The sequence below is a fragment of the Alcaligenes sp. Me129 genome (genome assembly GCF_050487245.1).
GTDB classification, from domain to species: Bacteria; Pseudomonadota; Gammaproteobacteria; order Burkholderiales; family Burkholderiaceae_B; genus Alcaligenes; species Alcaligenes phenolicus.
In genome coordinates this window covers 383,065-398,347 of record NZ_JBKQGX010000001.1, presented here as the reverse complement: position 1 = coordinate 398,347, position 15,283 = coordinate 383,065, and the positions used below count along the sequence as shown (strand labels likewise).

At 57.0% G+C, this 15,283-nt stretch carries 12 protein-coding genes; 2 read left to right on the top strand and 10 right to left on the bottom strand.

Annotated elements, in window-relative coordinates:
* Positions 1-3 precede the first annotated feature (3 nt).
* From ACLPGZ_RS01805 to coaE, 5 genes are all read right to left on the bottom strand, one after another.
* Positions 4-3,108, bottom strand: a complete 3,105-nt coding sequence (locus ACLPGZ_RS01805) for an efflux RND transporter permease subunit (protein WP_035270387.1) — start codon at positions 3,106-3,108, stop codon at positions 4-6.
* Complete coding sequence (locus tag ACLPGZ_RS01800; protein WP_026484447.1) at positions 3,105-6,191, bottom strand: multidrug efflux RND transporter permease subunit; 3,087 nt, start codon at positions 6,189-6,191, stop codon at positions 3,105-3,107. The genes ACLPGZ_RS01805 and ACLPGZ_RS01800 overlap by 4 nt, the downstream gene beginning before the upstream one ends.
* A 3-nt stretch (positions 6,192-6,194) precedes the next feature.
* Positions 6,195-7,466: an efflux RND transporter periplasmic adaptor subunit gene (locus ACLPGZ_RS01795; protein ID WP_429640962.1), complete on the bottom strand. Its 1,272-nt coding sequence runs from the start codon at positions 7,464-7,466 to the stop codon at positions 6,195-6,197.
* Between the two features lie 222 nt (positions 7,467-7,688).
* Positions 7,689-8,444 (bottom strand): cell division protein ZapD, encoded by a 756-nt coding sequence (zapD, locus tag ACLPGZ_RS01790; RefSeq protein WP_026484449.1) that lies wholly within the window; start codon positions 8,442-8,444, stop codon positions 7,689-7,691.
* 50 nt (positions 8,445-8,494) lie between these two features.
* Positions 8,495-9,097, bottom strand: coding sequence for a dephospho-CoA kinase (gene coaE, locus ACLPGZ_RS01785; protein ID WP_009458744.1), 603 nt, complete (start codon positions 9,095-9,097; stop codon positions 8,495-8,497).
* Between the two features lie 134 nt (positions 9,098-9,231).
* On the opposite strand from coaE, the gene ACLPGZ_RS01780 reads away from it, so the two are divergent.
* Positions 9,232-9,870, top strand: a complete 639-nt coding sequence (locus tag ACLPGZ_RS01780) for a hypothetical protein (RefSeq protein WP_429640961.1) — start codon at positions 9,232-9,234, stop codon at positions 9,868-9,870.
* Between the two features lies 1 nt (position 9,871).
* On the opposite strand, the gene ACLPGZ_RS01775 is transcribed toward ACLPGZ_RS01780, so the two are convergent.
* The 4 genes from ACLPGZ_RS01775 to ACLPGZ_RS01760 all read right to left on the bottom strand — a co-directional run bounded on the left by ACLPGZ_RS01775 (position 9,872) and on the right by ACLPGZ_RS01760 (position 12,870).
* On the bottom strand, positions 9,872-10,147 hold the full coding sequence (locus ACLPGZ_RS01775) for a response regulator transcription factor (protein ID WP_035270375.1): 276 nt from the start codon (positions 10,145-10,147) through the stop codon (positions 9,872-9,874).
* A 783-nt stretch (positions 10,148-10,930) separates the two neighbouring features.
* On the bottom strand, positions 10,931-11,779 hold the full coding sequence (gene panC, locus ACLPGZ_RS01770) for a pantoate--beta-alanine ligase (protein WP_009458740.1): 849 nt from the start codon (positions 11,777-11,779) through the stop codon (positions 10,931-10,933).
* 11 nt (positions 11,780-11,790) lie between these two features.
* Positions 11,791-12,633, bottom strand: coding sequence for a segregation and condensation protein A (locus tag ACLPGZ_RS01765; RefSeq protein WP_009458739.1), 843 nt, complete (start codon positions 12,631-12,633; stop codon positions 11,791-11,793).
* A 45-nt stretch (positions 12,634-12,678) separates the two neighbouring features.
* A complete protein-coding gene (locus ACLPGZ_RS01760; protein WP_009458738.1) occupies positions 12,679-12,870 on the bottom strand; it encodes a DUF3460 family protein in 192 nt (63 codons plus the stop codon).
* A gap of 76 nt (positions 12,871-12,946) precedes the next feature.
* Between ACLPGZ_RS01760 and ACLPGZ_RS01755 the strand changes: the two genes are divergently transcribed.
* Positions 12,947-14,380, top strand: coding sequence for a DHA2 family efflux MFS transporter permease subunit (locus ACLPGZ_RS01755; RefSeq protein ID WP_429640960.1), 1,434 nt, complete (start codon positions 12,947-12,949; stop codon positions 14,378-14,380).
* Between the two features lie 63 nt (positions 14,381-14,443).
* Here the strand turns inward: ACLPGZ_RS01755 and ACLPGZ_RS01750 are convergent, their stop codons facing one another.
* A complete protein-coding gene (locus ACLPGZ_RS01750; protein WP_060185322.1) occupies positions 14,444-15,283 on the bottom strand; it encodes a helix-turn-helix transcriptional regulator in 840 nt (279 codons plus the stop codon).

Sequence of the window (15,283 nt, the reverse complement as noted above, 5' to 3'; positions counted from 1 at the left end):
AGCTTATATATTCAAAGTTGTCTGGTTCTTGCGGCGCATGAAGCGATGGCGCAAACGATCCAGATAAAGATAAACCACCGGCGTGGTGTACAAGGTCAGGATTTGACTGAGCACCAAACCACCCACAATGGTGACGCCCAAGGGCTGTCGCATTTCCACGCCCGGCCCGGAGGCCAGAATCAAAGGAATAGCACCAAAAATGGCGGACAAGGTCGTCATCATGATGGGGCGGAATCGCACCAGGCAGGCTTCGTAAATAGCTTCACGCGAACCCATGCCGCGCTCACGCTCCATTTGCAAGGCGTAATCCACCATCATGATGGCGTTCTTCTTGACGATACCAATCAGCAAGAACACCCCGATCATGGCAATCAGGTTGAACTCGCCACTAGTCATCATCAGGGCCAGCAATGCCCCAATCCCAGCCGAAGGCAAAGTGGACAGAATGGTGAGCGGGTGCATATAGCTCTCGTACAACATCCCCAGCACGATATACAAAGCCACCAAAGCAGCCAGGAACATCATGGGTTGCTTGGCCAGGGCATCGAGCATCTGCGCCGTATTACCTTCAAACCCGGCCTGGATCTCGCGTGTAGGAAGCTGAATACGAGCCATGGCCTGCTCAATGGCCGCCGTTGCCTGACTGAGGGTGACGCCTTCGGCCAAACCGAAGGACACAGACTCGGCCACCAGCAAACCCATATGGTTAATGCTGCGCGGCGCGGTGCCGGTCGTAAAGCGCGTAAAGGCAGACAAAGGAACGCGGGTGCCGTCTTTGGCAACAACCTCGATTTCCTTCAGGGACTCCAGATCCTGCGCAAAACGCGGCTCCACTTCCATGACTACGTAATACTGGTTCAAGCGGCCAAAAATCGTGGAAACCTGACGCTGGGAAAAGGAGTTATTCAAAGTCCCCGCCACCATGGACATATCAATGCCCAGGCGCGTGGCCATATCGCGGTCAATTTCCAGCTGGACCAAGCCTGCCTTATCGTCCGTGCCAGTGTCCACGTCCACCAGCTCTGGCAATTCGGCCATGGCTTGCTGAACCTTGGGCAACCAGGTTTTCAACAGCTCCAGATCGCTGCCCAGCAAGGAATAGTCGTAAGAGCCACTGCGCCCACCGCCCCCGCTACCGACCGGAATATCCTGCTGCGGCACCATGAACATGCGCGCCCCCGGCGTGGTGGATAAAGGCTCGCGCAGACGATTCACAATATCCGTCGTGCTGGCCTTGCGCTCGTCCATAGGTTTGAGCTCAACCAGAATAAAGGACGAGGTGCTGCCACTGCGGCCACCGGCAAACACGGCCACCGAACGAATGTCCGGGTCCTGATTCAGGATAGAACGGAAGTATTCCAGCTTGGGCACCATGGACTGGAAAGAGGTCCCCCGGTCGACTCGGAAAAAACCCATCAACTGGCCAGTATCCTGCTGCGGGAACAGTCCCTTGGGCACCACGGCGTAGAGGTACACATTCAGGCCAATCGTGACGAACAAGGAGAACAGCATCAGGCGATGGTGCTTGAGCGCCCACCCCAATGAACGACGGTAGCCACGCCAGCTGACGCTGCCTATCCAGCCCAAAAAGCGGCTGATAGGGTTGGTGGACTCATGCTCTTGCGGCCCAGGACGCAGCAGGCGCGATGACATCATGGGAGTCAGCATCAAGGAGATCACCAGGGACACCAGCACGGCGGTACACAAGGTGACGGCAAACTCCATGAACAAGCGCCCCGCCAGCCCCCCGATCAGCCACAATGGAATGAACACGGCCACCAGCGACAAGCTCATGGCCGTGACGGTAAAGCCCACCTCCCGCGTCCCGCGCAAGGCTGCCCGCATGGGGGACAAGCCTTTTTCCAGGTAACGCATAATGCTTTCCAGCACCACGATGGCGTCATCCACCACAAATCCAGTAGCGACAATCAGGGCCATCAGGGAAATGGTGTTCAGCGTAAAGCCGAACAAATGCATGAAGGCAAAGGTACTGATCAAGGACGCCGGGACGGCAATGGCCGGAATTAAAGCAGCGCGCCAGTTTCGCAGGAACAGCAGGACCACCAGCACCACCAGGGCCACCGCAATAATCAGTGTTAGTTGAGCCTCTTCCAGCGTGGCGCGAATACTGGGCGTACGATCCTGAGCCACTGTCAATTGCGCCTGGCTGGGTAGCATTTCCTCGATACCAGCCAGGCGTTCACGAATGGTATTGACCGTCTCGATAATATTGGCGCCCGCCTGACGACGCACAATCAACAGCACCGCTTCCTGGTTATTCCAGTAACCCATGCTGTGAATGTTCTCAACAGAGTCCTCGACCTTGGCCACATCTCCCAAACGGATAACCTGCCCGTCCTGATTCTTCAGAATCAAGGGGTCAAAAAACCGTGCCTGGTTGTACTGCTTGCCCGAGTTGATCTGCCACTGGCCCTGCTCACTTTCCAGGTAGCCATTAGGACGCAAACTGTTGGCGTTATTGATCACCGAACGCACATCGTCCAGCGCAATGCCAGCCGAGGCCAATGCCTTGGGATTCAATCCCACCCGTACCGCTGGCAAGGAGCCACCGCCCACGTCTACCGAACCCACGCCCGGAATCTGTGCCAGCTTCTGCTGCACAATGCCGCTGGCCATATCAAACAGCTGGGCCTTGTTTGCCGTCTGCGAGGTCAGCGCCAGCACCATGATAGGCATGGACGACGGGTTGACCTTCTCGTAGGTGGGCACGCTGGACATGCCCGAAGGCAACATGGGCCGGGCCTGGTTGATAGCGGCCTGCACATCGCGTGCAGCCCCTTCAATATCTCGGTCCAGTTCAAATACCAGCATGATCTGGGTGGAACCCTCGCTGCTGCGAGAGCTCATTTCCGACACCCCGGCAATAGAACCTAAAGCCTGCTCCAGTGGCGTGGCCACACTGGAAGCCATGGTTTCAGGGCTGGCACCGGGCAAATTGGCCGAAATCGCAATCACCGGAAAATCCATTTCCGGCAAAGACGCCACGGGCAAGAGCCGCAAGGCCAATGCGCCCACCAAGACCATCGCCAGTGCCAGCAGGCTGGAGCCCACTGGCCGGAAGATAAACAGCCCTAACAAGCGTTTCATGTCGACTCGCGTACCGACTTGGCGCCATTACGGGTAAAGCGGTCAAAAAACAGATAGATCACGGGAGTCGTGAACAGGGTCAGCACTTGGCTAGCCAAGAGACCACCCACCATGACCAGTCCCAAGGGTTGACGCAGCTCTGCGCCAGAGCCGGTGGCCAGCATCAAAGGGATGGCACTGAACAAGGCCGCCAGAGTCGTCATCAGAATGGGGCGGAAACGCAGCAAGGCGGCTTGATGAATGGCCTCTTGCGGTTTCATGCCCTGCTCGCGCTGCGCCTCCAGGGCGAAGTCGATCATCATGATGGCGTTCTTTTTCACGATACCAATCAGCAGGATGATCCCGATCACCCCCACCATGTCCAGATCCCGCCCGGCCAACAGCAAGGCAAGCAGCGCGCCGATGGCAGCCGAAGGCAGCGTCGACAAAATAGTGATGGGGTGGATATAGCTTTCGTACAAAACACCCAGCACGATGTACATGGTCAGCACGGCGGCCAACATCAGCCACAGCGTGCTGGACAAAGAGGCATGGAAGGCCTTGGCGGCACCCAGGTAGCGGGTATCCACCGAGGATGGCATACCGATCTGGTCGGGCACGGTTTCAATGGCTTCAATGGCGTCGGACAAGGAATAGCCATCAGCCAGGTCAAAGGACACGTTCACGGACGGGAACTGTCCCAAGCGCTCTACCGATAACGTTGTGGGAACCAGCTGAATGCGCGCCAGGGAAGTAATCGGCACAGGTGTACCTGCCGCTGTCATTACATGAATATTTTCCAGATCCTGCGGGCCTTGGCGATATTGATCCTTTACCTCCAGCACGACACGGTACTGGGCAGACTGCGTGTAGATCGTGGAGATCAAACGCTGTCCGAACGCGTCGTACAGTGCATCATCGATATTTGCCTTGGTCACGCCCACACGGGCTGCCGCATCCCGGTCTATATCCAGCAGCACTTGCAGGCCATCGTTTTGCAGGCTCATGGATGCATCTTTAATCTGCGGCAAGGCGTTGACGGCATCCAGCCAGCGCGGCATCCAGGTCGTCAGCACCTCTGTTTCCGGGTCCGACAAGGCCATCTGGTACACATTACGGCTGATCTGATCGTCTACCGTCAGCTCCTGAATGGACTGTTGGTAAACCGACAAACCAGGAATATCTTTCAGACGCTCATCGAGCCTGGCCATGATTTCATTGGCGCTGGCCCGGCCTGAACCAATGGGCTTCAAAGCAATTTGCAGACGGCCATTGTTCAAGGTGGCGTTCGTGCCATCTACCCCGATAAAGGACGTGACGGCTTCCACATCCGGATCTTCCAGCACAATCGCAACGGCTTGCTGCTGCAAATTCCCCATAGCGCGGAACGACGCGGTTTGCGGTCCTTGGGTAATCGCCTGAATCAGGCCGGTATCCTGTTGCGGGAAAAAGCCTTTGGGGACGATCACGTACAGCAGGCCCGTCAACACCACTGTGCCCAGAGCTACCCACAAGGTCAGCGTCTGGTGGCGCAGCACCACAATCAGGCCACGGTCGTAAGCCGCAATGATGCGGTCCATCTGATCGCCCAACCAGGTCGTGAAACGGCCATACTGGCGCTCGTCCTCGGGCTTGAGCATACGCGCACACATCATGGGCGTGAGCGTCAGCGAAATGAACAGGGACAGCAGGATGGCGACGGCCAGGGTAATGGCAAACTCACGGAACAAACGGCCGATGACATCGCTCATGAACAGCAGCGGAATCAGCACGGCGATCAGGGAGATGGTCAGTGACAGCAGGGTAAAGCCAATCTGCGCCGCGCCCTTCAAGGCAGCCTGCAAGGCGGTTTCGCCCTTTTCGATATAGCGGGCGATGTTCTCGATCATCACGATCGCATCATCAACCACAAAGCCGGTGGCAACCGTCAAGGCCATCAGGGTCAGGTTATTAATACTGAATCCCCACATCAGCATGATGGCAAAGGTGGCGATCAGGGAGATAGGCACGACAACGCTGGGAATCAGCGTAGCCGTCCAGGTGCGCAGGAACACAAAAGTCACCAGCACCACCAGCACAATGGCCAGCATCATTTCCTTTTGCACATGGTCAACCGAGTCCCGAATGGTCTGGGTGCGGTCCGTGGCGACTTCCACATCCACACCGACCGGCAAGGAACGGCGTATCTCGGGCAGCAGGCTTTGAATCTGGTCCACTACATCAATGACGTTGGCGCCAGGCTGACGCTGAATATTCAGCAAGATCGCAGGCACAGTCCCCATCCAGGCGGCCTGACGCACATCCTGTGCATCCCGCACCACCTTGGCCAGTTCGCCCAGACGCACGGCAGCACCGTCCTTGTAGCTGACGATCAGATTTTCATAATCCTGTACCGTTTTCAATTGTTCATTGGCGCCGATGCTGGTGGAACGCTGAGGCCCATCCAGATTGCCTTTGGGTTGGTTCACGTTGGCCGCGACCACCGCCTGCCGCAGGTGACTTAAGGTCAGATTGCGGACGGCCAAGGCGTTGGGATCAGCCTGAATGCGCATGGCTGGTTCCTGACCACCCGCAATGCTGACCAGTCCGACACCCGTCACCTGCGAGAGTTTTTGTGCAACCCGCACATCAATCAGGTCGCGCACCTCGTGCAGGGGCATATTGGGGGAAGTCACCGCCAAAGAAATAACCGGGGTATCAGCCGGATTGACCTTGTTATAGATAGGCGGTGCAGGCAAATCATTGGGCAGCATATTGGAGGCGGCATTAATCGCCGCCTGCACCTCTTGCTCGGCCACATCCAGGGGCAAACCCAAATCAAACTGCAAGGTAATGCGCGATGCCCCGCCCGAGCTGGACGAAATCATCTGCGACAGGCCCGACATGCTGCCGAAGCGCCGCTCCAGCGGTGAAGTGATCAAGGCCGCCACTACATCCGGGCTAGCGCCCGGATAGAGCGTGACCACCTGAATAGTGGGGTAATCCACCTGCGGCAAAGCGGCTACGGGCAACATGCGATAGGCCAGCAAGCCGGACACCAGCAAGGCCACCATCGCCAAGGTGGTAGCCACCGGGCGCAGGATAAAGATACGCGACATGCTCACGGCTTACTCGCTTGCAGGACGTGGACGGCGACCCTCACCCGGACGTTTGCCTTGCTCTGGCTTGTCGGCGGCATCATCGGGCGCAGGCTTTTCCTTGGCCTGACCATCTTGCTGCATCACCTCGACCTCCGAGCCTTCACGCAAACGGTCAGTCCCTTCAACCACCACACGATCGCCCTCTTTCAGGCCGGTTTTAATCAAGGTCAATTCCAACGTGGCCGTACCCAATTCCACCACTTGGATATGGACCTTGTCCTCGGCATCCAGGGTGTACACATACGTGCCCACCGAACCCCGTTGCACCGCGTGCGATGGGATCAGCAAGCCTTGTTCCTGGCCCAAAAAGACACGGGAATTGACAAACTGATTAGCAAACAAGGTTTCATCGGCATTATCAAATTCGGCCTTCACTTTCAGCGTGCCGGTATTGATGTCGATCTGGTTATCCAGTGCCTGCAAACGGCCCTTGTCCGACAAGAGCTGACCCTTGCTGTCGATCAGGGACACCCGCAAAGGCGATTCGCTTTGTTTTATGGCCTCCAGCAGGCTGCTCAATTGATTCTGCGGCAAGGAGAACTCCACGCCTATGGGATCCGTCTGGGTAATGACGACAATCCCATCAGTACTACCGGCAGACACCAGATTGCCCTGATCCAGCTTGCGCAAACCCAGGCGGCCATCCAAAGGCGCCGTAATACGAGTGCGATCCAGCTGGACCTGCGCACGGGCCACCTCTGCTTGATTGGACTTGATCTGTGCCTGCAGTTGCTGAACGGCCGTTTCCTTGGTTTCCAAGGCCTGGCGAGCAATAGAATTCTGTTGAAACAGGACGCGGTGGCGGGCCAGTTCCTGCTGCGCCCCTTTGAGCTGAGCCTGATTCTGCGCCAATTGGCCACGCGCCTGATCCAGTTGCACCTGATAGGTACGCGGATCAATCTCGGCCAGCAAATCGCCGGCCTTTACACGTTGGCCGTCCTTGAAGTGGATGCGTTCGAGCACACCATCAACTTCACCGCGCACGGCGACTGTTTGCAAAGGTTTAACCGTGGCAATCGCATTGACCGTTTGGTCGATCAGGCCTTCCTTGACCGTGGCCACCTGCACCGGGACTTTAGTCGCCCCCATCATGCCGCGAGGCCCGCGCATGGGAGTGGACGTACTGGAAGGGGAAGACAGGGCGTAATAAACGAGGCCTGCTGTCACCAGCAGCCCCACCACCACCCAGACATAGAAGGATCGGGACCGCCGACCTCTGCCTGTGTTCAACTCCGACATGAATACTCCCCGGCTAAAACTTGATTGTCTCTATGCACGGTCTAAATAAGCGTTTAAGCACTACCGATCGTGACGGCGACACGCATTATGCAGCCAAAACACGATAGCAATTAGTTTCAAACGATAAAGAGATACAAGCGCTGACAAAACCGCATCCCTGCTAGACCACGCTGGCACAGCAAGTATAAAAGCGGCAGTCTGAACCTTATATGAACAGCGTTTTCAGCCGAAATTGCAACGGGCCAGCCTGAAGGGGATATCCCCCGTCACGGCCTGCGGTTTCAATTGATTATCTTGCTGCACAAAGCGTATCCAGATGACGTAGCGGTTAGCGCTCATTTCCGGATAGATGCACGCACCGGCGTCCACCCACACCCGCAGCAACTGGAAGGTCTTGCCTGCCAGCATTTCTTGATAGGAACCGTCACGGGCCAGTTGGTCTGCCGAGTCACCCGACTGACGCAGCAAGCGCAAAATCAAGGCCAGACCTTGATACAGTGGCAGGAAAGACTCGGACCAACGGCGCAAATCCTGGACACGATCGGCATCGGGGCGCTGTTGCCAGGAATAATAAGAAGGCATGTCCACCTGCGACGTACCACCGGGCACAGCAACCCGGCCCCGCAAACTGGCCAACCATTCATTTTCACGCAGGCCCTGCCCCACCCGTCCCTGGGCCGAGAGGTCAGCAGAAGCGCGCACAATTTGTTCAATCATCTTGTCCAGCGCCTGCAACTGAACACCGGGGTGTTCACGCAGCGCAGCCAGCGCCACGCGTTGACGCTCCAGGTCTTGAAGAACAGCAGAACGCAAATCGGTTCGATCCGAGATGTCCAGTAAATCAAACAAAGTCGCTACAGCGATCTGATGCGAGTACGCATCCTGGTTGGCCGAAAAATGAAACAGCCTATCGAACAAGTATTCGACTCTCAGTAAAGCCCGGACACGCTCATTGCAGGGGTATTCGTATAGAGTCACGCGTTTAAAAACCTTTTTCTGTCGACTGGAGGGTCAGACACGTCGTGTTGTCAGGCAGTCAAGGCACACCAGCGTTGGTGTACTGCTCGCGCCCGCTCTTCCAACAGGGGCAAAGTCGTCTGCCCGTCATTCAGAACCACGTCGTCGGCCACATCCAGGCGCTGCTGACGTTGCGCCTGTGCTGCCATGATACGTTCAATTGTGGCCACTGCCAGCCCGTTGCGCTTTTGAACACGCTCGATCTGGGTCGCTTCATCACAATCCACAACGCAAATCCGGTCCACACGGTCTCGCCATCGTCCTGATTCCACCAGCAAGGGTACAACCACAACAAGATAACATCCTTGCGCTTTCAAGGTCTGTGCTTTTGTTACGTTCCAAATCAGGGGATGAATGATCGCCTCGAGCCGATGACGGGCATCAGGATCGGCAAATACACAGGCCCGCATCCAATCCCGGTCCATGGAACCATCCGCGGCCAAGGCCTGTGCCCCAAAGGCAGCGCGAATCGGCTCAATGGCCAGACCACCGGGCGCGGTCAACTCATGCGCGATGACATCCGTATCCACGACAGCCGCCCCCCAAGAGGCAAAAAAATTGGCCACCTGGCTTTTGCCCGATCCAATTCCACCAGTCAGCCCAATTGTCAGCATGCGCAATCCACGGATAAAAAACAAAACTGTAACGTACCCGCGCCAATCCTCCTACCCTGAATAGACCTGATACTGTCCCGCCGCCCCAGGTCTAGCGTAGAATTCAGCTATCAACCAGTCCACGGAAGCCCGCCATGTCTTTCACCAAGATTTCCCCCCTGCGTTCCCTTACCTTGCTTTCGGTCGTTTTGCTGGCAGCATGTGCCCAGGCACCCGTTCAGCCTACCCCCAACGAGGGTCGCGACTCCACCCAGAAAGACGCCCTGCGCCAAGCGCAAGGTAGCGGCACCGCCCGCGCCCCCTCGCAAATCAATTTAGGCTTCGGTAACCAGGAAGGCCTGCACGCCATCACACCGGCCCGCGCCCAGCAGCCTGCCGCCATGGTCGACCGTAGCGTTCCAGAGCTGACCGAGCCCAAAACCTTTCTGGGCACCCTGTCCTGCCCACCACAAGGCGGCGCATGTGAGCCCTACAAAATCAGCGTAACCCTGGCTCCTGCTGGCCAATGGCGCTTGCGTGCCACCCCGCTGGGTGCTGGCGAAGAACACCGCATGAGCGGCTGCTGGGTACCTATCGGCACACAGCCTACCCGCATCGCTTTGCTGGCCAACAACGACTCGACCTTGGCCGATCTGAGCTTTGTGAACAACAACGTACTGCGCATTCACACCTTTAACCAGCAACGCCCTACGCTGGAGAGCCACCTGACTCGCCAAGCCGACATCGACCCGATCAGCGAGCTGGACGGCCAGGCCACTCCCGCCTGCCGCTAATCTAAGGCATAGACAGGCTGCCCACCAGGCTGGGCGGCAGCACATCGCGCAAGCCCGGCTCGCTAAATACAAAGCGGGTCAATTCAACCGCATTGCGCACGCGTAACTTCTGAAAAACGCGTGCCCGATGCGCCTCCACCGTACGCTGGGAAATCGCCAATTCAGCCGCAATCACCTTGTTCGCCTTGCCGATGGCGATATAAGACAGCACGTCGCGCTCGCGCGGAGTCAGACTTTCAAACAGCACAGAGGCGGGCAAATGACTATTCAATACCATGTCAGTCTCGTATATCTGTACCAGGCGAACAGGCCGCCTGCGATGTGAAAAATCAACCATAGACAGAGTTTGTCATTTTAGGCAGGGACTACGCGACTGTTAACTTGTACGGGATGTTTTTGTCACAGGACTAATATAGATACACAGTTTTCAATGCGTCGGAAAACAATCTTTTTACGCCTCAAATTGGGGATAAACGCAGACAAAGCTACAGCCTCATCCCCCCCAAGAAACACAACAATCACCTGGGTCCCCCCCCGGATCGGTCAAACACCCCACCTCACCACAGCACAACACAACGCAACACAACACAACAAACCCGGCCCCATAAACTGCCAGCAGAGATGAGCATTCACGGCCATGAGCCACTCTGACGCGCAGCTCTGGGGGGCGGCGATTCAGACTGCTTGCCGCCGGCGGGAGATAGCGCAGGGATGCAAGCACCCTGCTGTTTGAACCCGACGCTTGTACTTGGTCCGGGGGACCAAGTACCGGGTGAGTTCAGGGTGCGCCCGTAGCTATCTCTCGACAAGGTCACCGGTGCGCAGCACCGGCAAGTAGTCAGCCGCCCCCCAGAGCTGCGCGCCAGAGTGGCGTCTTACTGAGTCCCTCCCTGGCATGAGTGGACCTGGACTGCGCCCCCCAACCAAAGAACCAGACAAAGACAAAGACAAAGACAAAGACAAAGACAAAGACAAAGACAAAGACTGCAAAATCGAACCACGCAGATATAAAAAAAGCACAGTAAAAACTGTGCTTTTCTCACCAAACAAAACAAAAAAATCAGGCTTTAACCATTTCCAGGTTGTCGATCAAACGCGTCGCGCCCAATTTGGCAGCAGCCAATGCCACCAACGGTTCGCCAGCTGCAATTTGCTCTGGCGTCGGTTCCAGCAAATCCGACTGACGACGCAAGGCCATATAGTCCACCTTCCAGCCCAGATCCGTCATCTTCTTGGTCGCATAAGCCTCAATCTCCTCGCGGCTTTGACCTTGCTGCAAACGCTCATTCATTTCCTGCAGTGCGTAATAAATCTGCGGAGCCTGAGCGCGTTCCTCGGGACTCAAATAGCGATTACGCGAAGACATGGCCAAACCATCCTCTTCCCGCACCGTCTCGTGAGCCAGAATCTCTACCGGCAACTGGAACTGACGCACCATCTGGCGCACCACCATCAACTGCTGATAATCCTTCTTCCCAAACACAGCCACACGCGGCTGCACACAGGAAAACAGCTTCAACACAACCGTACACACGCCTTCAAAGAAGTCAGGACGGAAATGACCTTCCAGGATACGGCCCAAATGATCAGGCGGGCTGACGCGAAAACTCTGTGGCTCGGGGTACATCTCGCGCTCCGAAGGAGCAAACAAGACATACACATCGCGCTCCTGCTCCATCTTGGCCGCATCTTCCTGCAAAGTGCGCGGGTAACGATCAAAATCCTCGTTAGGGCCAAACTGCAGGCGGTTCACAAAAATACTGGCCACCACCGGATCGCCATGCTGACGAGCCAACTTCATCAAGTCCAGGTGAGCTCGATGCAGATTCCCCATGGTTGGAACAAATGCCACGCGTGTCTGGCCCTGGAGCTGATCGCGCAGTTCTTGGATGTTATGGACGACTTTCAAAAAATTCTCCGCTACGGAATAAGATCAGGCCCATCGGCCTGCGCTCGAATATAAGTCAGGCGCAAATAAATAGGAGCGTAGGGCTCGGCCTGCGTGATTTCAAGCAGTGACTCTCGTGCCAATTCCAGCATCGCCAGAAAATGCACGACAAGCACCGCCGCCGGATCACCCTGATCCAGGCGTTCATTAAACAGCTCTGTAAACTCCATGAAGCGCACATGCTGCAAACGTCGCAGAATCTGGCTCATGTGATCACGCACCGACAACTGCTCACGCGTAATCTTGTGACTGGCATTGAGCTTGGCACGCTTCAAGATGCCCAGCCAGGCCTCGCGCAAATCATCCGCATTCACTTCCGGTGGAATGGCCTCAATAACCAGTTCGGCCTGGGCATTGGCCAGCAGATAGTCGCGCCCCATCAAGGGTAGCTCGTCCAGACGACGCGCGCCTTCCTTCATGCGCTCGTATTCCAGCAGCCGGCGTACCAGCTCGGCACGCGGATCATCCACCTCTTCGCCCGTGTCAGCGCGCCGTACTGGCAGCAACATGCGGGATTTAATCTCGATCAGCAGCGCGGCCATCAAGAGATACTCCCCTGCCAGCTCCAGATTGGTGGCGCGGATCTGCTCCACATAGGCCAGATACTGCCCGGTGACCTGGGCCATCGGAATATCCAGCACATTGAAGTTTTGCTTGCGGATCAGATACAGCAACAGATCCAGCGGGCCTTCAAAGGCGTCCAGAAATACTTCCAGCGCATCAGGCGGAATATACAGATCCTGAGGGATCGCAAACAGCGGCTCACCATAAAGACGCGCCAGCACATCCTCGGGCTGAGGAGCTGGCGTATCCACAACAGTCTGCTGTGCGATCTCAGTCACAGGCGCAGGTGTACAGATTTAGTTGTTTTCGTAGTACACGTAAGGTTTCTGAGGCGTGCGAGCAGCCTTGTAACCGTCTTGCAGTTCCTGGTCAATCTGCTTGTCCCACAGACGATAACGGCCTTCACGCTGCCGTGCTTCGGTATCCGCGTTCTGCTCTTTATACTGTTTAAGAAACTGGGTAATTTCGGATTCGAAATTCTTTGCCATAATACCTGTACGCCTAAATAAATTGGATAACAGAAAAGTTTGAGTTTACTGCACCGCACACCAGAGAGTTCGCCGCATGGCATCTGAACAGACCGAAGCCGCCAAACCGGCGACCATGTCCCCTCAAGAGCGTCGAGCCATACGCATTATTCCCTACATTGTGGGATGTGCATTGTTCATGCAAATGCTGGACTCTACGGTTGTAGCCACTGCCCTGCCCACGATGGCCTTGTCGCTGGATACCAGCGTCATCCGCATGAATACCATCATTACCAGCTACCTGCTGGCCGTGGCGGTATTCGTTCCAATCAGTGGATGGGCTGCAGACCGCTTTGGTGCTCGCAAGGTGTTCCTGGCCGCCATTCTACTCTTTACCGCCAGTTCTGTTGCATGTGCCCTGTCCCAGACCCTGACACAACTGATCATTTCCCGCGTGATACAAGGCATGGCCGGAGCCATGATGGTGCCGGTGGGACGCATTATCTTACTGCGGCGCGTCCCTAAAGATGAGCTTTTAAGCGCTATGGCGGTGCTGACCTTGCCTGCCTTGCTGGGCCCCATCATCGGCCCGCCCGTGGGTGGTTTTTTAGTCACGTACGCCAGCTGGCACTGGATTTTCCTGATCAACATCCCCGTTGGCATACTGGGCATTGCCCTGGTGCTGCGCTATATCCGCGAGGACTACCCCACAGAGCGCCCGCCCCTGGACTGGCTGGGCTTTATCTTGAGCGCCATCTGTCTGGCCACTCTGGTGACCAGCTTCGAGAACGTAGGCCATGGCACGCTGGGCTGGGATACCTTGGGCTGGCTGACACTGGCCGGTCTGGTCGCTGGCGCATGGTACGTCTGGCACTCCCGGCAAGTTGCCTACCCAATAATTGATTTGTCCTTGCTGCGCACCAAAACCTTTGCCATTTCCGTGCTGGGCGGCAATCTGTGTCGTTTCTCGCTGGGCGCTGCGCCATTTCTTTTGGCCATCATGCTGCAAACCAACTTTGGCATGAGCGCATTATCAGCAGGCCTGATTACCTTCACCGGCGCGATTGGTGCTCTGGGCATGAAACTGGTGGCCCCACCCATCATCCGGCGTTACGGTTTTCGCAAAGTCCTGATCGTCAACGCCTGGCTGACGGGCCTGTTCATTGCCCTATGCGCCATGTTCCAGGCCACCACGCCCATGTGGCTCATGATTGCCGTCCTGACCGCAGGCGGTTTTTTCCGCTCCCTGCAGTTCACCGCAGTCAACACCCTGACCTACGCCGACCTGGATTCTGAGGCCATGAGCCAGGCCAGCAGTTTTGCTGCCATGGCGCAGCAACTGGCTATCAGTCTGGGGGTAGCATGTGCGGCGGTAACGCTGAATATCAGCATGGCATTGCGCGGAGCCAGCAGCGTGGAGACCCAGGATACGATCTGGGCCTTTCTGATTCTGGGTGCTATCACCGCCATCTCCAGCCTGTCCTTTGCCCGACTGTCAGCCAGTGATGGTGAGTCTTTGCAGAAGAAGTAGGCCAGCAAGACTGAAGGAGCAAGGCACGCAGCGGCTCAAGCTGCTGTCTTGCTCAAGCTGCGCTTACGCCGGCTTATCCTCATCCTCCAGCAACATCACCAGCTTGCAATCCGGCCGTATCGCCAGGCGAAAGGTAAATTGCTGAAAGCGGCGCACTCCCTGGCTGGGGTGCCGGAAATCCCGCAAGCCGCCCTCCCGCTCCACCACGGTCTGGCGTCCCCACCAGAAAGCGAATACCTGACTTTGCTGCGCCAACTCCTGGATCAAAGCCTGTATATCGGCCTCGTCCGCATGGGCGCCTACGTCAGCACGGAACTCGGCCACGACGCGGCTGGCGCGCTGCTCCCAGTCCACCACCAGCTCCCGCGCTGCGGGGTCCAGGAAGATATAACGCAGCAGATTGGGCTGCTCGCTACGGTCGGGCCAGCCGTCAAACAAGCCCAGCAAGGCTTCGTTGCGGGCCAGTACGTTCCAGCTGCGGTCCAGAATGTAAGCCGGGGCGGAGATGCTATCGACGCATGCGCTCAGGCCTTGCGGCAAAGGTTGAATATCGCCCTGCCAATGCTCGGGATCGGCGCAGTCGGCCAGTTCAAACAGGTAGTGGCGCTCGGCTCTGGCCAGTTTCAGGACAGTCGCCAGGCGGGCGCAGACCGTGGGGGACACGGTAACGTCGCGACCCTGCTCGATCCAGGTGTACCAGGTGGTGCTGATATCGCACAGCTGCGCCACTTCTTCGCGACGCAAACCAGGAGTGCGACGGCGCACACCGGGGGCCAGCCCCAGGTCTACAGGCTGGATACGCTCGCGTGCATTACGCAAAAATCGTCCCAAAGCCTGACGCCGGGTTTGAGAGGCGCTCTCGGCGCCGCCCGGATTAGCCCCTGTTGGCCCCGTCGTTCCCAT